The sequence below is a fragment of the Mastigocoleus sp. MO_188.B34 genome, assembly GCF_030065675.1.
Taxonomy (GTDB): Bacteria; Cyanobacteriota; Cyanobacteriia; order Cyanobacteriales; family Nostocaceae; genus Mastigocoleus.
The window spans coordinates 34,114-55,517 of record NZ_JASJDK010000007.1 but is presented as its reverse complement, the minus strand read 5'-3'; the positions used below and the strand labels follow the sequence as shown (position 1 = coordinate 55,517).

Here is a 21,404-nt window from a genome sequence, read left to right as displayed (position 1 = left end):
TCTAAGCGGCTTCTAAAGGTGCCATAGTTAAACCAGCTCTGCGTAGTTGTTGATGATAAAGTTCCGCCGGTTCTTGCGGTCCTATCCATACAATTGCTTGTCCTTCATAATGCACCTGATTAGTCAGTTCCCAAGCCCGATCGCTAGTCATAGCTGGAATATACTTCATTAAACATTGAGCCACATGGTCGAATGTATTGAAGTCATCATTCAAAACAATAACCTTATAATTGGGGTAAGGCTTCTGGGTGACTTGACCAGATCTTTCAGGAGCAATCGTTGGAGCCGTCCCCATTCCATAAACCATTGCAGAAAGTCTTTTCACCATAAAACAGTTAGCCAACAAATCTAATACAACACAAGTAAATAGTTTAGTCTAAAGTCCACTATATATTTGATGGCTGATGTCATCTTTTTGTGGACTTAAATTGTCGGTTGAGTTTAACAAGTTTTCCAAAGTATAACAACTTTCGTTTCAATGTCATAAGTCTATTTTTTTATGGAGAAAATACAAACTATTGAATTCTGCTGATTTTGAGTTAATTAAATCAGTTAGTTCAAGAATTTGTACCACACCAAAGAAAAAAATAATTTTGGAAAAAACCATCGACTAACAGTCAACAGTCACCTATTAAATTCAACTTCAACCGACAATCGACAACCATTACTACCGCCAATCATCCCATTTTTCGTTAAAAATTGAAGTATCCGGGAACGCAGTCGGATTATTATTTTGATTTAAAAGACGTTGTAGTTCAATCAGTTTCGGTTCAATTTTTGGTAATTCATCTACTAATTGATAAGGCGCAATATTGTTTTTGAGTGCGAAAGCAGCAGTAGTACCTGCAGCAGCACCAGCAGACCATTCAAAGGAATGAACCCTATAAGCTGCGGCTGCGATATGACTAGTAGCGATACTTTTACCAGCTACTAACAGATTGTCAACTTTTTGGGGAATCATTGCTCGCAAAGCAATTTGGAATGGGTAAGCTTGTCCTGCACCCCGACGTTCACCCTTACGTTCGGTATTTCCTGGTGCTTCAGGGGGACTTTTGGTCATGCAAGGATGAAAGTCAATTGCATAGTGACCAATACCAATAGCATCAGGAAAAATAGTAGAACGGGTTCTTCTCGCGACACTACTTGGATCTTTTCTTCCAAGAATCACAGAAGTAGTTTCCAATCCTGCTAATGCAGTTCTAAGGCTGCGATAGGTAGTAGGTGAAAGGGTTTTACGGTAATATTCATCGTTGTAATCACGGCGAGAAATATCAATTTCCCAAATCATAAAACCTTTGGAATGTCCCCAAGTCGGGCGTCCAATAATTCGTCTTCCTTCCCGCATATAAGGATATTTAGACAAACCATGAGCAGTTCCCATGGGAGAATTTAAACCAGAAAGAAAACGATGGTTGGGATAAGGTTTCTTCACACCTTCACCAAGTTGGGAGTCTGTAGTTCCCGCTACTAACCAATAGAAATAACCTAAAGAAATTTCCTCAGCTTTACGTAGTGCTTCAGTTCTTAATCCTCCTTTCCAACCACCAGGAACCAATTGTCCGGAGCTTTGAAGTTGTTGGCGAGTATAAATTAAGTTATCTTGGGAAGTCCCTGGACGATAATCGTTACCCCAAGTCCAGTTTTGCATTGAGATATCGCCGGGTGTGGGAGTACTAAAATTAATTCCTCCAAATGTCATTGGCGCTCCTTGTTGGGGGCTCCAAATGCGACGATAGGTAAATACTAGGGGAAAACTGGCGAGTCGGTTTAATTCATAACTGTAATAAGGGGAATACTGCATGTAAAATGGGGGCATCTCATGCTTCTGAGCATTTTGAGTCGCCTCCATTGCAAAAGTATAAGTAAAACCTTGGGTGCAGTAAGGATCGTTCTTGATGCTAGAAGAAGAAGGTTCTAAATAAGAACGTTCATCAATTCCCAAACGATAAGGAACATCCGCTAAACCAACTATCTCCCCAGTTTCACTTGCATCAACAATGTACCAGTTGGGGGAATTGCTTTGTTTTCGTTTTGGAGTGAAGCGAATTATTGTTTTGGCAAACTTAGAAGAATCATCGTAGTTATAAGCATCTTCAATAGTTTGGGACAACGGTAAAGTATTCAGAGGTGCTGCACCTTTTGCTGCTTTATGTTGAATTGCGATCGCAGCATTAATAATTTTTCCATCTGAAGTGGTTTCTAAGTCTTTAATAACCGTATTTGGGAACCACCTTAATTTACCCCGACCTTCCCTAGCGGCGTCTTTGAGCATCCGATTTAAAACTTTATGACCGTCGCGGGGTAAAAAACAAGAATCGCTTACCCAGCAATCACCAGGGTTGAGCTCGCCATATTTATCTTTGATTCGTTTGCGTAACTCTAAGTAACCCCGCGAGTAAAATAATCTTCGTCGCTGAGTAGGACGTTCGTCCAACGCAGAAGTACCTTGAGCCGAAATTTGTCCTCCTACCCAGTCAGTAATTTCAGTGAGACAAACCCTTTTCCCTGCTAGTAATCCTTCGTAAGCTGTTGCAACCCCAGAAAGTCCGCCACCAACAACAAGAACATCACAGTCAACAGTTTTATCTGGCGTCCTTGGTGCTGCCGCGATTGTTTGGTAAGGTGCAATAAAAGAAGGTGCAATCAAAGATAGTAAAGTTGAGCTAACAGTCAATAAAGACAGCGACCGTTTCATCTTCATTCAATTCCGTTCATCTCCAACAATAGTCTTTGAAGCTACCATTGTATGAACGCCGAAAGCAAGTTATTTGAGATAGAGAAATAGTAGGTTAAATAACATTCCCAATGTCAACCCTACATGGAAAATCTGGCGGATTAGACGTATATCCTTCAAAACCAATGGGACAGACCACTGTGCATCTAAATCAATTAGGGAAACTTTGAATAAGTTGGGGAAAAAATTAAAAACCGAGTGTATTTATAACCAGCAACTCACATTATTATTTAAATAATAATTATTTAAATTTTAAAAATTTTGCTTTTATGTCTTTAGATTACTCTGGTCGAAACCTACGGGGAAAATCATTTAAAGGACAAAACCTGACGAACGCTGATTTTAGCCATGCAGATATTCGCGGCGCAAACTTTACCAATGCCGTTTTAAAAGGTGCAAACTTTAGCCACGCTAAGGCTGGGTTACAAAAACGTCAAGCGATTTTCTTGGTGTTTGTTTCGTTATTGCTCGCAGGTCTGTCGGGATTTTTATTTGCCTTTAATGGTTTCTTGGCATCGTTCATGTTTAATAATAAAAGTTTAGAGAATCAAGTAATTAGCTGGCTTACGATAATAATAACAATAATCTTCTTTGTAGCTGCAGTTCGCCGAGGAATACAATTTGCTTTCGGAGCGGGAGCCCTCACCGGAGCCGGAGCCGGAGCGGGAACCGTCGTCGGAGCCCTCGCTCTCGCCGGAGCCCTCGCTCTCGCCGGAGCCCTCGCCGTCGCCCTCACCGGAGCGGGAGCGGGAACTCTCACCGGAGCCGGAGCCGGAGTGGGAACCGGAGTTGTCGCCCTCGCCGTCGCCCTCGCTCTCGCCGTCGCCGGAGCCCTCACCGGAGCCCTCGCTCTCACCGGAGCCCTTGCCGTCGCCGGAGTCATCGCCGGAGCCCTCGCCCTCACCGGATCCCTCGCCGGAGCCCTCACCCTCGCCCTCACCGGAGCCGGAGCCCTCGCCGTCGCCCTCACACTCGCTCTCGCCGTCGCCGTCGCCGGAGCCCTCGTTAGTGCTTACATTGGTTGGCGAGCAATGAAAGGGGATGAAAAGTATGCTTTTATCCGTAATATTGCTATTGCTTTTGCGGCATTTGGGGGTACAAGTTTTCGCAATGCCGATTTAACTAATGCTAATTTTACTTCCGCTACACTAAAAAATACTGATTTTAGAAATGCTACTTTGACTCGTACTTGTTTAAGAAATGTTAAAAAACTTGACTATGCGCGTCCAGGTAACACTTATTTGAAATATCCTCAACTCCGTCAGGTACTAATTACGGGAAATGGACGTCAGAAAAATTTCGAGCGTCAAAACTTGCGAGGAATTAATCTGCAAGGAGCAGATTTAATAGATGTTAGTTTGATCGGTGCTGATTTAAGTAAAGCTAATTTGCAGGATAGCGATTTATCGAGAGCAAAGCTAGTCCAAACCCAATTAAACGCAACGGATTTTACAGGCGCTACACTTACCGGGGCGTATATTGAAGATTGGAATATTACTACTGACACAAATTTCCGTGGTGTCAGGTGTGAGTACGTTTATATGCGTCTCCCCACCGATGATAACCCGGAACCTTGGCGCAAACCTGATAACAGGGAAGAAGTATTTGGGGATGGAGAATTTGGGGATTTTATTAAACCAATAGTTGACACCCTCGACCTTTATCATAATCAAGGTGTTGACCCCAGAGCGATCGCAATTTCCTTTAAAGAGTTAGCAGAAAATAACCCCGATGCAGATTTAGAACTCGTAGCAATGGAAAAACGGGGAGCAGACAAATTTTTAATCCGCACCAAAGTCGCACCGGAAGCAGATAAATCTGAATTAAACCAGCAATATTTTGAAACTTATAATTATCTTAAAACTTTGTCTCCAGCAGAGCAGAAACAACATTATTTAAATCAGCTATCAGAAAAAGATAAAGAAATTGAACTACAACAAAAACAGCTTGCTAGTTTTGAAAATATGGTAGGAACTGCATTAGGTCATCCTCATTCTATTGCTACTGATATCAAAACAATTTTAGTATTAGCCGCCAATCCCAAAACTACCTCACATTTACGATTAGATGAAGAAGTACGAGAAATTGATGCTGGCTTGCAAAGAGCAAAAAAGCGAGAAAAATTTGATTTACAACAACGTTGGGCGGTGGGAGTTCGAGATATTTCCCAAGCTTTATTAGACTTTAAACCACATATTGTTCATTTTTGCGGTCATGGTGGTGGCGATGATGGTTTAGCCTTTGAAGACCAAACTGGAAAATTACAGTACGTATCTACAGCAGCACTAGCAGGATTATTTGAGTTATTTAGCCCAAAATTTAACCAGAAAGTTGAATGCGTGATTCTTAATGCTTGTTATTCCGAAGTACAAGCAACAGCAATTTCCCAACATATTCCCTACGTAATTGGGATGACTCAAGCTATTGGAGATCGAGCCGCGATTGAATTTGCAGTGGGTTTCTATAGCGCCTTAGGCGCTGGAGAATCAATTGATTTTGCTTACAAACTCGGATGTAATGCGATCGCCATAGCTGGAATCTCGGAAAATTTAACTCCCGTAATTCATCCAAAATAATATAGCGCTAGGCGCTAGTGACTTATGTCCTACGGACACGCATTAACGCAGTGTGAAGCGAAACGACAGCGTCATAAACTATGATACGCTACGCTAGCCGCTAAACGGTAATGACTTTTAACTTTTGACTTATGTCCTACGGACACGCTCCGCTAATGAATTTTGAATTATGTCCTAGGGACACACTGCGCTAATGATTTTTGACTTTTGACTTATGTCCTACGGACACGCTCCGCTAATGAATTTTGACTTATGTCCTACGGACACCGGGGATGAAGACCACCCTGGGTGCAAATATAAGCCAATTGCCTGGAACTCAAACTATTTTTAACTTGACTAAAGTCAACTCCCTTAACAACTGCTGACTCAGAACCCGTAACCGGTGTTTGAACAAAGTCATCAGATGGATTTTGCCTCTGGGGGTACAAAATTGCTCCTTGAAAATCTGCTCCCGCCACATTTGCTCCTCGCAAATCCACATTTTGCAAATTCGCATTGCGCAAATTCGCATTTTGTAGATTAACATTTCGCAACCTTGCTCCAGTTAAACGAGTTGCGCTTAGATTAGCATTACTGAGATTTGCTCCCTGGAAATCTGTGGATGATAAATCCGCCCCTTGCCAATCAGTTTTGGTTAAATTGGCGAAGGAAAAGTTTGCTCCTGTGGCAATTACTCTACCTAAACGTGCTGAAAATAAATCCGCATCGTTGAGTTTTGCATCTCCTAAATCCGCCCCAGTAAGACTGGCATTTTCTAGCACTGCGCGTCTTAAATCTGCACCTGGTAATCTTGCACTGCTTAGATTTGCTTCTACCAAACGAGCGCTAGATAAATTAGCCCCTTGGAGATTAGCACGACTAAGATCCGTACGATTCATTAATACGCGACTGAGGTTGGCGTTACTGAGATCTGCTTTTGTCAATTCAGCTTCGCTAAAATTAGCGATCCAATCATCAAAAGTATTCCAACGACGATCTTCCCCAGGACCGCGAAAACGACTACCTCGGAAACTAGCTTGACTTAAATTTGCGTATTTAAAGTTAATTCCCCATAGATCTGCTCGATCTAAAACGAGATTAAAGAAAGAAGTTTGTCCCGAACCACTTTGACCTAAATTAACTCGATTGAGATCAATTCCATTTGTTTGACCGTTATAAACGGCTAAGATTCTGTTAATAGCTTGTTGATTGTCGTGCAAGCTAACTTTTGGCGATTCTTGATTGCTTAAATTATTCCCATTTCCTGAATCTAATTCTTTAACAAGAGATCTATTTTGACGCAATAAATGGGGTATGGCTTTCGGCCCAATTAATTCCAGAGAACGTTTAATATTGTTTAATAATATGGGTTCGTTTTCTTCAACCAGTAAGTTAACTAAATATTTAGTTGCTTGTTCGTCATTAAGACTTCCCAGTGCTAAAATTGCCTGCTGGCGTTCTCTTAAAGAAGTATTTGATTCTGGATTTAATTTCTCTCTTAATATATCTAACTGGCGTGCATTTACATTGAGATGTGCGCGACGATTTTTTTGAGCTTGGATATAAACTTGAGTTAATATAAGTGTTGTTAATACGGCAGATATACTTATAAGTGACACTAAAAATAAGGTCAAGCTTGGATTTTGCCGCATCCGTCGCCAGAGGCTAATTTTTTTTCTCGGTTCTGGTGTAATCACAATTGACTCGATTGCTGCTTCTTCATCTTCTTCCAACAACTGAGACTTAGTAGTAGTGTCATCATCTAACAGCCCAGGTGTGAATGATTGATGCGCGTCTATAGTATATGTACCTGCAATGTTGTCATGTAGCGCCCGTTGTCGTTGTTTGCGCCAAGGAAAGCCACTACTTTCCCCCAGTATCATTACACTTACCAAAATTGTAAAAACACCTAGGTTTGGGAAAAGCAAGCTGTTTCGCCACAATAAGTAAGCAACAGATACCGGTAAACACCATTTACCAATACATTCTCGCACGAATACAGCTTGAAAACCTGGGATGTCACCATCTTGTTTGACGACCTTGACAGCAAACCAACGCTTCGGAGTAGTGCTACCAGTTTTGGCTAATAAATATAATTGCCAACCAGAAACAACCAGAGGCGCGATTAAACTTAAGGTCCATAAAACATTTGTCCCCCAAGCGACATTAGTAACCCCCAGACTCACAGGAAGAGCCAATGGACGTGCTACTTCTCTGCGCGCGATCGTCACCAGGGGATTGAGCGGTACTCGGTTCATATCACTTTTAGTATTGATGTACGTACCAATACCAAAAGGTATTAAACCACTGACAACTACTATGGTAATTTCTGCTGTCCAAGCCAAAAAGCGTCTTGTTTTTAGGGGGAAAATACCTATACTGTTCTGCTCAATTCTGTGACTTGAACGATTACCAGTTCTCCTTGTAGCTGGAGTTGCCATCAAACGATTCCCTTTCAATAATATCTTAGTGTGTTATTGCCTACGTTCAATATTGTTCGGCACAACAAATTTGTATCCTAGGTATGCTAGCACCGCCAATAGTGTAAAGGCGATTGCGGAAGCCACTAACTTTAAAGCTGCTTCTAAGATTGCAAAGCCAAATACTACTAAAACACTTACAACTCCTATTTTCTTAATTCTGGATAGAGAACCAAACCAAACAAAGAATTTTTTCACGGGCGATCTATGATCTGAAGAATCAGTTGAAACTATTTTTGGCAATGGGGAAGGGTTAATTGATGAAGAATTAACTTCTGCTTCTAGCTTTTCCAAGCGATATTGTAAATCGTTTTCATGTTTGGAATTCATTAATACCAGTCACCTCACATAAAACATTTGTGACATCAAATACCAGGATTCTGACCACAATTAATAGTAATAGTTTGTGCGATTTTATTTAAACTATTTGTTTTATATACAACTTTGTCTTGAAAAGTTGGTTATTTTTACAATTATTTTCCGATCTATACGATCAAAATATCAAAACACTGCTATTATTTAGTTTTCAAATTTACTATAGCTATTTTCCCAGTTATTCCCCGCAAAATATAAAACTTTATACATTCTTTTTTGGAACGACAAAATATTCATCTCGTCTGCAAATTATGATTACTCATCCAGACATAGTTCAATATAAATTTAAAAGTATGAAAACATGAATAAATCTATCAATTCAGCAGTTATAATCGCAATCATATCTACTATTTTAAATCTTATCAGCGGAAATTCATCAAGTGCACAAGTTATCCGAGTTGATTCTCAACTGCAACCAGATCCGCTAATATTCAATGGTAAATCAGGCGGAAATCATCACAGCAACTGTGGTTTCATCGCTGAAAAACCCAATAAAATTATTCAAATCGCAGAATCACTACCTTACTTAAGATTTACTGTTGAAGGTACAGGAAAACCAACTCTACTAATTGAAGGTCCTGGAGGGCGCTTCTGCGTGTTAGCAGATAATTATTCCGGGGATAAGCCAGAAATATCTGGTTACTGGAATCCCGGTCGATACTCACTTCACGTCGGCGATATATCTCAAGGAGAGTATAACTATACACTATCAATTTCGCAACAAAAAACACCCAAACGATAAAATATGAATGATGAATAGATCTTACTAAGCTTTCTCATCATTCATAACTGTTCATTCTTCGGATGGGGTGGAAACTTCTACTGCTTTGACATCAATGGTACCTTCCGGCGTTAAACGTTGAAAATGTCCTTGTTCTACAATAAGTTGTTCGCCACAGTTGGGACATTGTAGCTCTGTTTGCTTCAAGCTAGTCAGTTCGTAGGAACAAACAGGACAATTATCCGTTACTAAACTGCGTTGTAACCACCAACGCAGACCAAAAAAAGCCAGGACGGGTGCTAGCAATAAAAATCCAAATAAAATTAACAAAGAATTTACTAACCAACCTAAGCCCAAAGCACTCAATAACCAAATAATGACTAGAAGAGTTATCCAGGGTCGGATGCTCTGAAAATTCAACTGTGAGGTTTTAAAGCTCATTTTTTAAGTATCTTTCTGTTCTCCTTCTAGGATAACGATTTTATGAGTTAGTCATAACCATTTGCTCGCCGTTAGTACATTTTTTGATGATTTTTAATCATTTCAAATTATAAAAAAAATCAGAATATCTAAGTAATTTACACTAGGACCAGATAACAAATGTTTACTTAACTTCGAGTGAAGATTGAGGGAAAAGCTGCAATTGCAGAGACTTTTGAAAAGCAGCAATACCAAAATTTGTGATCACTTCTTCCCGTAACCATTGACCTTGAGAGCGTCGATCTTTTCCTTGTAAAAGTTCTATACAAGCTGCAGCAACTGCATTGGGGTCACGATGGGGAACTTGCCATCCCAGTCTACCATTTTGCAATGGATCGGCAGAACCATCAGCATCGCCAGAAATTACCGGTATTCCACAAGCCATTGCTTCTAGATAAACAATACCAAAACCTTCTTGGGAAGGCATAACATAAGCATCTGCGAGTCGATAATGCTCTATTAATTCTTCCGTGGCAACAAAACCTGCAAATACTACTTTATCTGCAACACCCAAGTCTTGAGCGAGCTTAGCTAGTCTTTCTTGATCGTCACCACGACCAATGACTAAATATTTTACTTCTGGAAATACCTTTAATATTCGGGGTAAAGCTCTAATGGTGATATCCACACCTTTGTAAATATCTCCAGACCATAGCCGCGCAACAGTAGTTAATACTTTGTTATTGTGCAAACCATATTTATCAAGTAGTTTTGGATCCTTGACACCGGGGGTAAATTTTTCTGGGTCAATTGCGCAAGGAACCATTTGTATTTTTGACGGTTCGATATTATTTGCACTACAGATGTTGTCACGACTATAGCGACTAATCGTCCAAATTTTTGCAGCGTTTGCTAAAGCAGATTGCGATCGCTTAGGGAGTGGTTCCCATACTTCTTTACCATAGGTCAAAACTGTATAGGGAATACCCAATGGCTGACAAAGGCTTTGAATTAATACTGCTAAATTAATATGGCCGCAAAAAACATGTTGGGGTCGCTGTTTTAATAGATATTGGAGCAAAGCAGTAGTAATTCTTAATCTGCCAATCTGAGGATATCGACTTTTGAAATAATAAAATTTTAAATTTTCAGATTCATAAGGATTGGCACATGTGGAATTATCTCTTAGTAAAAATACATCTGCATGATGCTCAATATTTATACTAGTATAAACTCTGAATATATCTTTAATATAAGATTGAATACCACCTTCGCGCTGGAAAATTTCTAAAAATATAAATAAATGTTTGGGGTCGGAGTTAGTAAATTTAGCGGTTTGCTTTTGATGATTTCTTAAAATTTTTTCTACTTTACTAGCTGACATATTTTTTAATACTCTCTACGCTGGTGTCATTACGGTTTTTGTTTTAATTTCCCACTTCGTTTCATGATTTATTTATGAACTTAATTTGTATTAAATATAATTCAGGCTCCTCCTTGTAGTAGTTATGACCGGAATGCACCATATTCCATTAGAGTAATAGAGCTAGATATTTGTTATCATAATCGGCTTAATAAATATATAGCGTAGCGGTTTCTACTTGAATAAACACATCTTGTGTTTCCAAACTTAGAGACGCATTCATCGTTATAAAAGCATTTCCGTCGGACATAAATGCTTCTCAATCTTGGCGGTTACGCGTTTCTATAAAGCATATTGCACTCAACCGATAACCGCTATAATTTTGGGCATATTGAAATTTATTATCTTTCAAATAACTGCAAACAAATAACTTTAAATCATGGAAGCATTTAATAGCTAATGCCAAATTTTAACAAGAAAAAATATTGAACTCGAATGATGACTTCACTGGATGAAGTATTTTTTTTAATACACTTAAGTGATAGTATTATTGCGGTTTCACACTAATTGTCTTTAAGGTCGCCACACTTCATTTATCAAATGGGACTATTTACGGGAAACTTACTACTCTCACAGGAATTGCACGTCACAAAATAACCCGGTATTCCTTAGAATACCGGGAAAAGCCTAGAAAGTAATGAACTAGTTATGAAGAAGTATGGCTAGTAAAAAGCTTTCCATCTCTATCATATTTCATTAAGCTTGGGTAGTATGCCTTAGCGATTTCCACTATCCTACGTTGTTAAATGGTAGTGAACCAGACTAACAATGGCGCTAAAATGCTCACAGAGGAGTTGGAGAAAGTTAAAAATATTCCGATTTACTCTGATTTATTGGCTACTCAGTTTTGAGTTTATAGGTTTAATAATTTAGTAAGTTTAATCTTCGTTTCTCGTCATTTACTTTGGGTAAGTTTTGGGCAATATCATCATTCATGTTAGGCGATGATAAATTAACTTATTGACTCCGACTAATTCTAATTGCACGGTTATTTGGCATCGTAATTTAGACAAAATATCATTCTGCTAAACCGTACTTGACGATTAGCAAGCAATTTCTGCCATCTGTACCACGCTCGTATGCAACGCGATCTACTAAGCGTCTAAGAAGAAACCAACCATACCCACCGACCTGTAAAGTACCAGGTTCTGGTTCGGCAATAGCATCTGGATTAAAAGGTTTTCCATAATCCCATATTTTTATCTCCAACCGATCTGCCCATAAACAAAGATCGATATCAATTTTTGTTTCCGGTGGTAAGGCATGATGAGCATGACGAACCGCATTAGTAAAGCCTTCTGCTAAAGCAAGATTAAGGCGATACAATTGGCTTTCTGACCAACCAAGCTTTAATAGATTTTGCAAACAAAAATCTTCAAACCATTTTTGTACTTGGTTGAGATACTTGAGTTCACTTCTTACAGTTAAATGGTCTTGCTGCACTATGCTAAGCATTGACCGCAATTAAAATATAAATGGTAAAAAAAGGTTTGATTCTGTTTTAACCTATCGATCTCATATTTTGGAAAGTTATTTAAATCCAAAATCTAAATTTAGAATAAATGCATCCTAGATTATTAAAATTGACGCCTGTTAAGAAGTTTCAAAAGCATACGTATATTTTGTATATGCTTTTGAAACTTACAGACGTCAAACTTTTATACCATAAAGACTGGATTTAGAACAGCCCAAAGGTAAAAGATTTATCAATTGGGAATGTTGCACCAATACCTAACCACAAAGTAACTAGGGTTCCAAATAAGAACACTGTGGTTGCTACTGGGCGACGGAATGGATTTTGGAACTTATTCACGCCCTCAATAAATGGAACGAGAATTAAACCTAGGGGTACTGCAGCCATCAACAGTACTCCTAAAAGTTTGTTGGGAACGGAGCGCAAAATTTGGAATACCGGGTATAAATACCATTCCGGTAAAATTTCCAGAGGTGTAGCGAAAGGATTTGCTGGCTCTCCTGTCATTGCTGGGTCTAGTACAGCCAAAGCTACTACACAAGCAAAAGAACCCATAATTACTATGGGAAACACATATAGTAAATCGTTAGGCCATGCAGGTTCGCCATAATAATTATGGCCCATGCCTTTCGCCAGTTTGGCTCTTAAACTAGGATCGCTCAGATCGGGTTTTTTTACAGTTGCCATCTTTAGTAACGTGCTCTCCTACTAAGGTTTAGTCACAGAAGTCTCGGTTCGTTAGCTTTCACCTCAGCCTTGGCGTAAAGAAGCATCCGGATAAAGTTATTTTCCTCATCAATGACGTGGGGGAGAAACTTCATTCGCAAACTTAGTTAATATTTCAAGGTACTTGGTAGTACATTGCATGATTTTCGCCAAATTTTAGGTGACATCTACAGTTTGACTGCGGACAAAGGTAATTACTGTTGTGAGAGTTTGTTGTCACAAGTGTAAAACAATTGTCTTTTGATTGAAACTGAAAATTATTGCTAAATGTTACCGAAGCGCTGAAAGTGAAAATTACAAAGGACCAGAAATACCTTGTTTGCGGATCATTAAGAAGTGGATCAGCATAAATACTGCAATCAGCCAGGGCAGTACAAAGGTATGGGCGCTATAGTAACGGGTTAGAGTTGCTTGACCAACACTAGAACCACCACGTAACAGGTCAGCAATTAGAGTTCCTACTACGGGAATAGCTTCTGGTACGCCACTTACAATTTTCACAGCCCAGTAGCCAACTTGGTCCCAAGGGAGAGAATAACCGGTAACACCAAAAGAAACGGTGATTACGGCTAGGACTACACCACTTACCCAAGTTAATTCACGGGGCTTTTTGAAACCGCCAGTGAGGTAAACACGAAATACGTGCAAAATCATCATCAACACCATCATGCTGGCGGACCAGCGGTGGATGGAGCGGATTAGCCAACCAAAATTAACGTCCGTCATGATGTACTGCACGGAAGTATAGGCTTCTGTCACAGTTGGCTTGTAATAGAACGTCATTGCAAATCCAGTGGCAAACTGGATCAGAAAACACGTTAAGGTAATTCCACCCAGACAATAAAAAATATTGACATGGGGAGGTACATATTTGCTGGTTACATCATCAGCAAGCGCTTGAATTTCTAAGCGCTCTTCAAACCAGTCGTAAACGTTGGCCATACAATCTTGGTTTCCCGAAATAAAAATGCGGTTGATAGATCTCCCAATATTTAAGTTTATTGGGATTTTAGTTATCAGTTTTTTGACTGATTGGATGAGAAAATGTGAAAGTATTAAGAATTCTTTCACACTCTCATACTTACATAAAAAGAGAATTTATTGCTGACTTCGCATTAGCAGCCAGAACTGGCAACATTATAGGCAAAGTCTGAAATATTTAGAAAACAATGCAAATTGTCAACTAGTTGAAGAAACAACTTAATTAAAAATTATGCGCCATTTCTATAAAAAAAGTAACATAATCGAGAGATAGATTGCATCACAAAAAGGTGTTTACCCTTTTAATGGGTCAAAATTGGGTTAAGAGTTGTAAGAAAAATGGGGTTCATGCACAAACAAGTTTTTCGGGCTGGATTATCGCTGATGTTGGCGTTTTTGCTCGCTTTTTGTAGCTTTTGTCAACCAGCGACAGCTTTAAGCGAGGAACAAAGATTAGTATCAGAAGCTTGGCGGATAGTAAATAGATCTTACTTGGACCATACATTCAATCATCAAAATTGGGCATCGGTAAGAAGAAAAGCTCTTCACAAATCTTTTCCAGATCGAGAAGAAGTTTATCAGACAATCGGGCAAATGTTAGCGAGCCTTAACGATCCTTTTACCCGTTTTTTAAACCCAGCGCAATATCGCAGTATGATATATAACACTTCTGGGGAGTTGACTGGTGTGGGATTGCAAATTGCCCTACATCCTGATACTGGGGAGCTAGAGGTTGTTGCTCCCATCGCTGATTCGCCCGCAGATAAAGCCGGTATTAGATCTCGCGATCGCATCCTCAAAATTGAAGGAATGTCAACTAAAGAGTTGACTTTAGATGAAGCTGCTGCCAGAATGCGCGGTCCCATTGGTTCGGTAGTAACTTTATTGGTGGAGAGAGATGGGGAAGAAGCCCAAGAAATTAGTTTGGTACGCGATCGCATCGAACTTAATCCAGTAATCGCAAAATTAAAATCATCACCTGATGGATTGCCAATCGGTTATATTCGTCTAACTCAATTTAATGCTAATGCTTCTGCTGAACTCGCAACAGCTATTTCCAGTTTGGAAAATAAAGGAGCTAATGCCTATATCCTCGACTTACGGAATAATCCTGGAGGATTGTTACAAGCCGGTATTGATGTAGCTCGTGAGTGGTTAGATTCTGGCACAATTGTTTACACAGTCAATCGACAAGGAATTTTGGGTAGCTTTGATGCTTTTGGACCAGCACTAACTGATGACCCCTTAGTAGTTCTAGTAAATAAAGGAACTGCAAGTGCAAGCGAAATTTTAGCAGGTGCGCTTCAAGATAATGGTCGTGCTCAATTAGTCGGCGAAACCACTTTTGGTAAAGGTTTAATTCAATCTTTATTTGAATTATCTGATGGTTCGGGTATGGCAGTAACCATCGCCAAATATGAAACCCCCAATCATCGTGATATTAACAAGCTTGGAATCGAGCCGGATGAAAAAATTGAGTCAAAGCAAATCTCTCGCGAACAAGTAGGAACCCCAGCAGACGTTCAATATCAAGCAGCAGTAAAATTATTGAGTAGAGAATTAACGATCGCAGGAGCAGCTTAGGTTTAATTAAAATTTTTAGCGAGTAAAAGTATAAAGTGAGAAATGGGGGTATTCTGCTTATCCACCAATTCATATTTTGGCTTTGATACCACGCAACAAGTATCCTAACTCGTTGAGAGTTGTCTTAATTCAATAAAAAAATCGATTCAGAATACCACAATTCTTCCCTTTCAGACTTAGGAAGCCACTAAGTTTTACTGGGGGAAGAATTATTTTTTGGGGAAAATCATTTGTCTTCCTGTAAAAATAAGTTTTTATACAACCGCCTGCTTCAAAAGCAAGTTAGGAATGTCCAAATTCGCCAATTCGGGGTAAGAATTATCTATAATTCGCTTACCTCGAAGATAACCAGTATTCGCTCCCGGCAAGATATATTGAAGAGTAGAAGATGTAAAACTTGTTTGTAGGATTTGAACGCTTTTTAACTGTCTGGGCCAATGAAAAGTTTTGCTATTACGCAAGGGGACTGGTTTTCCTTGCTGGTTGGGGAGTAAATGACGCCCGGAAAACAGTACACCACCAAAGTCTTTATAATACAGGCAAGAAGAACCTGGAGAATGACCTGGAGTCCAAATTAGCCTAACCTGGGAATTAATAGTTAATTCTTGAGAAAATGTAGTTAAATTCACAGATGGTAATAAATAAGCTTCTTGTTCTTGAATAATCACCTCGCACTCAAAATTTGATTGAATTTGAGCAGCTTTACCAATTGCGCCGCGATGAGTGATAAAAAACCAGCGGATACCTCCATGAGAACGTAAAAAATCTTCATTCCCCTTATCTGCTGCGGGACAATCCACAAGAATATTGCCACCTTTTTCTAAAATGAGATAAGAAGTACCACCCAAAGTGTCCCTGTTAGGTGAAAAAGCAAAAATGTTGTCGAAAACAGCTTGCGGTGATTTTGAGATTTGACTGGACTCTTGAGATAAGGGAGGCATAAGTAAAATTAACTTGTGAAAAAGATTAAATTGTGAAAAAAATTAACTCGTAAAGTTCAACTTGTGGAATTAAATTACAAACAAATTTGGTAGTAGCACTACATCATAACTTTTAAAATATCAATCTAAATATCAATTGATGCTGCTATTAGCGATAAAACAAAAGAAAATAGAGGTTTGTGTTGCTGTCAATAGTAAACCTTTTACTACAGATAGATTTTATTAGTCAAAATCTTTTTCTTTATCACCTTTTCAAAACAACCCAATTTCAAATGACATTTTCGTTTATCTTATTTCTGTTTTTATTCGGATTATTTACTTATCTGGTGATGCGACAAAGTGTTGCGAGGGTAACCAGAACGCCGGTCTGGCTATTATGGGTGGCATTAATGTTACCCGCAGTAATTTTAAGCGCAATATCAACAACAACAAACACATCGCTGCCAGAAATATTAGTTTGTTATTTCGTTGTCAGTACTTTGTTATACTGGCTTTTATTTCGGTGGGGGCGTATACCTCCAAGCAATGACCAAAATCAATCTCAGGAATCAGCAGAAAAACGAGCAGCAAAAAACCCTAGCGCCCAAATAACACAAGTGCGTCCTATTGAAAGATTAGAAGAGACCCAGTTGCGGAAATGTTTTCCCTGGTCCATATACTACGTCCAAAATATTGAATATCGACCCCAAGCGGTGATTTGTCGAGGTCAGTTAAGAACCGATCCAACTAAAGCTTATCAACAGATCAAAGCTAACATCGAAGCTGAATTTGGTGATCGCTTCTTGCTAATTTTCCAAGAAGGTCTTAATGGTAAACCAATTTTTGTTTTAGTCCCCAACACTCAAGCTGCTAAAACTGTTTCTGGCAAACCTGAAAAATTGACTAGACCAGGGATGGCTCTGTCATTGCTGTTGGCGACTCTAGTGACTACTAATTTGGTGGGAGGAAGAATCGCTGGCGAACCCACTTTATTTGGAGGATTACCTTATGCTTTGGGATTAATGACTATTTTGGGTACTCACGAACTAGGTCACTACTTCGCTGCTCGTTGGTACAAAATTCGGACTACTTTACCTTACTTTATCCCGATGCCTTTTTTCTTAGGAACTTTTGGGGCATTCATTCAAATGCGGGGTCCTGTTCCTAACCGCAAAGCTTTATTTGATGTAAGTATTGCTGGACCAATTGCTGGATTTATTGTAACTATTCCTATACTTTTGTGGGGATTGCTGAATTCTTCGGTAGTTCCTTCTGGGGAAAATGCCGGACTTTTTAATTTTGGTGCTCTTAACCCCCGCGATTCAATCTTGTTGGGATTATTTGCCAAGTTAGCTTTAGGAAGCAGCTTAACAGCAACATCAGCTATCGATCTACATCCCATAGCCGTTGCAGGGTTCCTAGGGTTGATTGTTACAGCACTAAATTTAATTCCAGTAGGACAGTTGGATGGAGGTCACATCGCCCATGCAATCTTTGGACAACGAACGTCAATAGTGATAGGTCAATTTGCCCGTTTATTACTTATTCTTCGCTCCTTGGCTTGGAGACAACCAGAATTTTTCTTGTGGGCATTAATTTTGCTATTTATGCCTTTAATTGAAGAGCCTGCTTTAGATGATGTAACTGATTTGGATAATATGCGTGATTTTTGGGGATTACTAACATTAGTATTACTCATTTTAATTGTTTTACCATTCCCCCAATTTTTAGCAAATTATTTGCAAATTTAGACTAAATATATGGCTTGAGAAAATAACAGCAAATATCAAGCCTTTTAATGAAGCAAACAAAAGAATAATAAATAATAATAAAAGTAAATTGTATTTTTCCAAGCATTCGATAAGAACCAAAAGTAATTGGAGAACATAATCAGCACTTACGCACGGATAGCTTAATTACATTCATTTTGACAGGAGTTTAGTAAAACGTTTACAACTCTGAAATAGCAATTCCAAGTAATTGGAAATAAGTTCCTAAGGGACGTGTAATACCTCTAACTATAGCTACAACTGCGTTACATACGGAACTGCTACCTACGTATCAGGTACATTGCACTGAGCGCTAAGATAACGAGTCCCTAAGTCCTAGTAATATTTATTTAGGGCTTTCTGAATAAGAAAAAATTGAATTTTATGATACTGAATACCAAAACATCAGGTTTTCAAAATATTTTGCTAAGATTATAAGTTCTATTGAAATAGTAAAGTTTTACCTCTACAGATTACTTTGCACGCGCTACTATGATACTTGTTTTAAGTATTAATATTGGTGATTATGCAAGAATACTTAAGTATTTTTTCTGGTGCTGAAGTAAGAGAAATTTTACCACTAATTTCTACTGGATTTTTAGGATTAATAACCGTAATAATTTTGGCTTTGTTAACAAGAATTCAAAAAAATCTAAACAAAGACAAAATTGAAAATAATAAATTGCTTGAAAAATTCATAGTTCTAAATGAATCAAGTCAAAAATTAGAACGAGAAATTACCCAAGCAAATACAAGCTTAAATTCATCCTATGAGAGTTTGAAAACTCAAATTGAGGGTTTGATTCAAAGTAATATAAACTTGAAATCAGAATTCGACAGCTTACAAGTAGCTCATCAAGCTTCCGTTCGTGCTGACTCTGAGCAAGAAGAAGTTATCAGTAATATCCTGAAAAGTAACATTGAAGGACAATCAGAAAAACTACAAGTATTACAAGAAAGGCTAGAAACTCTTGAGGGAAAAAATTCCGAACTGGGAAATATGTTGGCAAAACTACAAGAAACTAGTCATAATTCCCAGAAGATGATCGCAAACTTGGGTAGTCAAAATACTCATAATATTTCGGATGAAATGCTACGAAATTTGCAGACATTGAGTGAGAAATTAGCAGAGCTTGAAAATTATCAATCTCAGACTGAAGCTTTAGTACAAACTACAGCAAATGAGATAGAAAATAGAATCAAAAATTTGCTAGATGCAAAGAAAACAAGGACAAAGAGTAATAAAAAGGGAATGGCTCCAACCAAGTAGATTAATCTTATCGATACCTGTTTTAAGTGTTTATAAAATAGCAGATTAGCCTTCAGCCTTTGCTAATGGACGGTTTTAACCGTCCAAATTAAACCCTTTCCGATGATTTCATAGGGATATAAATACTTATGATGCAGGATAGGATATTTCTTTCAGGCTATGAAAATGCTAACTTTGCCTTTTGCGAGATTTCCGCATCTGGGGGAGTACCACCCATACGAATTTCTGAAGTGAAGGTAGCAATATTTAAACCTAGGGAATTTTGTACTCTACTTACGCGCATTCGGACATTTTTGTGAACAAACCAAATTCGCTCTTCAGTTGAAATGTTTCCATTATCGATAGTTAAACTTAAAGCTTCATCACTACCCATAAGGTAACGTCCAAGCACTGGTTTATCACCAGCTTTAGAGTGACTCAATAATTTTCCTTCACTGTTATTCTTCTCATCAGGTACAAATACCAAAATTGTAGAGCCAGTTTCTTTTTGATTTAATTTGGTGGTATCGTTCCAGTTAATTTTGACGCCAAAATTAGTAGGGCTAGATAAAATTTGATGTTGTTCGTATAATCTTATAACTTCTGGATCTGATGTCGCTAGCTTTTCAATAAAAACATCAGATTTACCTTCTTGGGATTCCTGAGCATTTAAATTGTGACTGCTGCGATGAGCAAACCATTTACCAACACTTAAATCAAAAAATTCTTCAATATTCATGAACCAATCACCTTATGCGAACTGCTTTGATACAGGATATTTAAACTCGATAATTAACTGAATAATTACCTAAAGAAAGGAGATTAATTAATTTTCTCCCAAAAATACCACTCTATCAATCCAATAATTTAGTAGGAGTATTTTTTTATTGCACAATCTTCAACATTCACAATCGTGAAAATTCCTAGCTAGCAAATAAAAATCAAGAAAATATAGCTCTGTGCGTAAATGCTAATGTTGTTTGTGAATCACACAAAAAATTGTACTTACGCCATGTCAGACTTGGAAAGAAAAGAAAGAATTTCTTTCAAAATCAAGAGTTTCTTCTAAATTTTGTTCCTTGTTAAGGAATGAGAATTTAATAACCTGTAATTCTGAAATTTGGAATGGTGCATTACGCGATGCTAACAGCACCCTACTTTTGTACTTTATTTAATCCACATTCCTAAGTCTTAATTGTGACTTGTGCTTTCTCCAGATTTATCTGCTTCCTCTAATTGTTTCAGGGAAATAGTCGCAGCTTCTCTGACATGGGGATGACTATCTTTTTCTAAATATTTCAAAGCAGAAACACTTTTGGGAGAAGGTAAATGACCCAAAGCTTCTGCTAAACGCTGTCTTACTAACCAATCTTCTGACTGAGCAAAACGGAGAATATGCTCCAAAGCATCTACCGCTTTAATTTCTCCCAAAGCCGCGATCGCTGCTTGTTGCATGACAACTCGCTCGCTATCTAATGCTTGAATGAGTAGTTCGCGAGCGCGAATATCTTTTAAATTTCCTAAGGAAACTGCTGCACTGAAGCGTACTAACCAATTGGTGTCTTCATAAAACACGCGGGATAGATGTTCAAATGCTCTAATATCACCTAGATACCCCAATGCTCCTGCAGCATCTGCACGGACATTATAATCTGCTTCGGATGACAAAACTTCGATCAGCATATCATAGGATTCGTCAGTGGGTTTCAAACCCAAGGCAAATACAGCCATTGCTCTTACTTGAATCGATTCATCGTCCAAAACCTTTTTAATTAAAGGTACAGCATCTTCTGCTGGTACGTCGCGCAAGTTTGCCAGTGCTACCATGCGATCGCGTAAATTGGGGCTCTCCAATTGAGCAGAAATTTCTTCTAAACTTAAAGATGTCATTTTATTTTTAATTTTTGATACTTATCTTTACTTTATATGAACATCGGGTTGTAGGTGCTGAAAATTGTGTATAGCGGTCGAGAAGAAAAAAGAAAACCCCATT

General features: G+C 38.6%; 17 protein-coding genes. 5 read left to right on the top strand and 12 right to left on the bottom strand.

Annotated features, from left to right (window positions below):
• Position 1: 1 nt before the first annotated feature.
• Positions 2 to 328, bottom strand: coding sequence for an ATP-dependent Clp protease adapter ClpS (gene clpS, locus QNJ50_RS02915; protein ID WP_300631796.1), 327 nt, complete (start codon positions 326 to 328; stop codon positions 2 to 4).
• Between the two features lie 339 nt (positions 329 to 667).
• Positions 668 to 2,695, bottom strand: coding sequence for an FAD-dependent oxidoreductase (locus QNJ50_RS02910; protein WP_300631794.1), 2,028 nt, complete (start codon positions 2,693 to 2,695; stop codon positions 668 to 670).
• A gap of 308 nt (positions 2,696 to 3,003) precedes the next feature.
• Here QNJ50_RS02910 and QNJ50_RS02905 point away from each other — a divergent pair, with 308 nt between their 5' ends.
• Positions 3,004 to 5,310, top strand: a complete 2,307-nt coding sequence (locus QNJ50_RS02905; RefSeq protein ID WP_300631792.1) for a pentapeptide repeat-containing protein — start codon at positions 3,004 to 3,006, stop codon at positions 5,308 to 5,310.
• Between the two features lie 257 nt (positions 5,311 to 5,567).
• Here QNJ50_RS02905 and QNJ50_RS02900 read toward each other — a convergent pair whose 3' ends face one another.
• Together QNJ50_RS02900 and QNJ50_RS02895 are read right to left on the bottom strand one after the other, a co-directional pair.
• On the bottom strand, positions 5,568 to 7,730 hold the full coding sequence (locus QNJ50_RS02900) for a pentapeptide repeat-containing protein (protein WP_300631790.1): 2,163 nt from the start codon (positions 7,728 to 7,730) through the stop codon (positions 5,568 to 5,570).
• Between the two features lie 33 nt (positions 7,731 to 7,763).
• The gene (locus QNJ50_RS02895; protein WP_300631788.1) at positions 7,764 to 8,099 is read right to left on the bottom strand and encodes a hypothetical protein; all 336 of its coding nucleotides are present in this window, start codon (positions 8,097 to 8,099) and stop codon (positions 7,764 to 7,766) included.
• Between the two features lie 346 nt (positions 8,100 to 8,445).
• Between QNJ50_RS02895 and QNJ50_RS02890 the strand changes: the two genes are divergently transcribed.
• Positions 8,446 to 8,886, top strand: coding sequence for a hypothetical protein (locus QNJ50_RS02890; protein ID WP_300631786.1), 441 nt, complete (start codon positions 8,446 to 8,448; stop codon positions 8,884 to 8,886).
• A gap of 51 nt (positions 8,887 to 8,937) precedes the next feature.
• On the opposite strand, the gene QNJ50_RS02885 is transcribed toward QNJ50_RS02890, so the two are convergent.
• The 5 genes from QNJ50_RS02885 to petB all read right to left on the bottom strand — a co-directional run bounded on the left by QNJ50_RS02885 (position 8,938) and on the right by petB (position 13,850).
• Positions 8,938 to 9,306, bottom strand: a complete 369-nt coding sequence (locus QNJ50_RS02885) for a hypothetical protein (RefSeq protein WP_300631784.1) — start codon at positions 9,304 to 9,306, stop codon at positions 8,938 to 8,940.
• Between the two features lie 163 nt (positions 9,307 to 9,469).
• Positions 9,470 to 10,669 (bottom strand): glycosyltransferase family 4 protein, encoded by a 1,200-nt coding sequence (locus tag QNJ50_RS02880; protein WP_300631782.1) that lies wholly within the window; start codon positions 10,667 to 10,669, stop codon positions 9,470 to 9,472.
• Between the two features lie 1,056 nt (positions 10,670 to 11,725).
• Positions 11,726 to 12,163, bottom strand: a complete 438-nt coding sequence (locus tag QNJ50_RS02875) for an anti-sigma regulatory factor (protein ID WP_300631780.1) — start codon at positions 12,161 to 12,163, stop codon at positions 11,726 to 11,728.
• A gap of 223 nt (positions 12,164 to 12,386) precedes the next feature.
• The gene (gene petD / locus QNJ50_RS02870; protein ID WP_027842880.1) at positions 12,387 to 12,869 is read right to left on the bottom strand and encodes a cytochrome b6-f complex subunit IV; all 483 of its coding nucleotides are present in this window, start codon (positions 12,867 to 12,869) and stop codon (positions 12,387 to 12,389) included.
• A 333-nt stretch (positions 12,870 to 13,202) separates the two neighbouring features.
• Positions 13,203 to 13,850: a cytochrome b6 gene (gene petB / locus QNJ50_RS02865; RefSeq protein ID WP_027842881.1), complete on the bottom strand. Its 648-nt coding sequence runs from the start codon at positions 13,848 to 13,850 to the stop codon at positions 13,203 to 13,205.
• 378 nt (positions 13,851 to 14,228) lie between these two features.
• On the opposite strand from petB, the gene ctpA reads away from it, so the two are divergent.
• On the top strand, positions 14,229 to 15,473 hold the full coding sequence (gene ctpA, locus QNJ50_RS02860) for a carboxyl-terminal processing protease CtpA (RefSeq protein WP_300631774.1): 1,245 nt from the start codon (positions 14,229 to 14,231) through the stop codon (positions 15,471 to 15,473).
• A gap of 254 nt (positions 15,474 to 15,727) precedes the next feature.
• Here the strand turns inward: ctpA and QNJ50_RS02855 are convergent, their stop codons facing one another.
• Complete coding sequence (locus QNJ50_RS02855) at positions 15,728 to 16,414, bottom strand: MBL fold metallo-hydrolase (protein WP_300631772.1); 687 nt, start codon at positions 16,412 to 16,414, stop codon at positions 15,728 to 15,730.
• 272 nt (positions 16,415 to 16,686) lie between these two features.
• Here QNJ50_RS02855 and QNJ50_RS02850 point away from each other — a divergent pair, with 272 nt between their 5' ends.
• A complete protein-coding gene (locus QNJ50_RS02850; protein WP_300631770.1) occupies positions 16,687 to 18,144 on the top strand; it encodes a site-2 protease family protein in 1,458 nt (485 codons plus the stop codon).
• A gap of 544 nt (positions 18,145 to 18,688) precedes the next feature.
• A complete protein-coding gene (locus QNJ50_RS02845) occupies positions 18,689 to 19,432 on the top strand; it encodes a hypothetical protein (protein WP_300631768.1) in 744 nt (247 codons plus the stop codon).
• Between the two features lie 157 nt (positions 19,433 to 19,589).
• Here the strand turns inward: QNJ50_RS02845 and QNJ50_RS02840 are convergent, their stop codons facing one another.
• Positions 19,590 to 20,150: a phycobiliprotein lyase gene (locus QNJ50_RS02840; RefSeq protein ID WP_300631766.1), complete on the bottom strand. Its 561-nt coding sequence runs from the start codon at positions 20,148 to 20,150 to the stop codon at positions 19,590 to 19,592.
• 452 nt (positions 20,151 to 20,602) lie between these two features.
• Positions 20,603 to 21,301, bottom strand: a complete 699-nt coding sequence (locus tag QNJ50_RS02835; RefSeq protein ID WP_300631764.1) for a HEAT repeat domain-containing protein — start codon at positions 21,299 to 21,301, stop codon at positions 20,603 to 20,605.
• Between the last annotated feature and the right edge of the window lie 103 nt (positions 21,302 to 21,404).

Coding starts and splice junctions, on each gene's coding strand:
- QNJ50_RS02835 (WP_300631764.1), bottom strand. CDS start 21,301: ATGACATCTTTAAGTTTAGAAGAAATTTCTGCTCAATTGGAGAGCCCC.
- QNJ50_RS02880 (WP_300631782.1), bottom strand. CDS start 10,669: ATGTCAGCTAGTAAAGTAGAAAAAATTTTAAGAAATCATCAAAAGCAA.
- QNJ50_RS02875 (WP_300631780.1), bottom strand. CDS start 12,163: ATGCTTAGCATAGTGCAGCAAGACCATTTAACTGTAAGAAGTGAACTC.
- QNJ50_RS02905 (WP_300631792.1), top strand. CDS start 3,004: ATGTCTTTAGATTACTCTGGTCGAAACCTACGGGGAAAATCATTTAAA.
- QNJ50_RS02885 (WP_300631784.1), bottom strand. CDS start 9,306: ATGAGCTTTAAAACCTCACAGTTGAATTTTCAGAGCATCCGACCCTGG.
- clpS (WP_300631796.1), bottom strand. CDS start 328: ATGGTGAAAAGACTTTCTGCAATGGTTTATGGAATGGGGACGGCTCCA.
- QNJ50_RS02850 (WP_300631770.1), top strand. CDS start 16,687: ATGACATTTTCGTTTATCTTATTTCTGTTTTTATTCGGATTATTTACT.
- petD (WP_027842880.1), bottom strand. CDS start 12,869: ATGGCAACTGTAAAAAAACCCGATCTGAGCGATCCTAGTTTAAGAGCC.
- QNJ50_RS02840 (WP_300631766.1), bottom strand. CDS start 20,150: ATGAATATTGAAGAATTTTTTGATTTAAGTGTTGGTAAATGGTTTGCT.
- QNJ50_RS02845 (WP_300631768.1), top strand. CDS start 18,689: ATGCAAGAATACTTAAGTATTTTTTCTGGTGCTGAAGTAAGAGAAATT.
- QNJ50_RS02855 (WP_300631772.1), bottom strand. CDS start 16,414: ATGCCTCCCTTATCTCAAGAGTCCAGTCAAATCTCAAAATCACCGCAA.
- ctpA (WP_300631774.1), top strand. CDS start 14,229: ATGGGGTTCATGCACAAACAAGTTTTTCGGGCTGGATTATCGCTGATG.
- QNJ50_RS02910 (WP_300631794.1), bottom strand. CDS start 2,695: ATGAAACGGTCGCTGTCTTTATTGACTGTTAGCTCAACTTTACTATCT.
- QNJ50_RS02890 (WP_300631786.1), top strand. CDS start 8,446: ATGAATAAATCTATCAATTCAGCAGTTATAATCGCAATCATATCTACT.
- petB (WP_027842881.1), bottom strand. CDS start 13,850: ATGGCCAACGTTTACGACTGGTTTGAAGAGCGCTTAGAAATTCAAGCG.
- QNJ50_RS02900 (WP_300631790.1), bottom strand. CDS start 7,730: ATGGCAACTCCAGCTACAAGGAGAACTGGTAATCGTTCAAGTCACAGA.
- QNJ50_RS02895 (WP_300631788.1), bottom strand. CDS start 8,099: ATGAATTCCAAACATGAAAACGATTTACAATATCGCTTGGAAAAGCTA.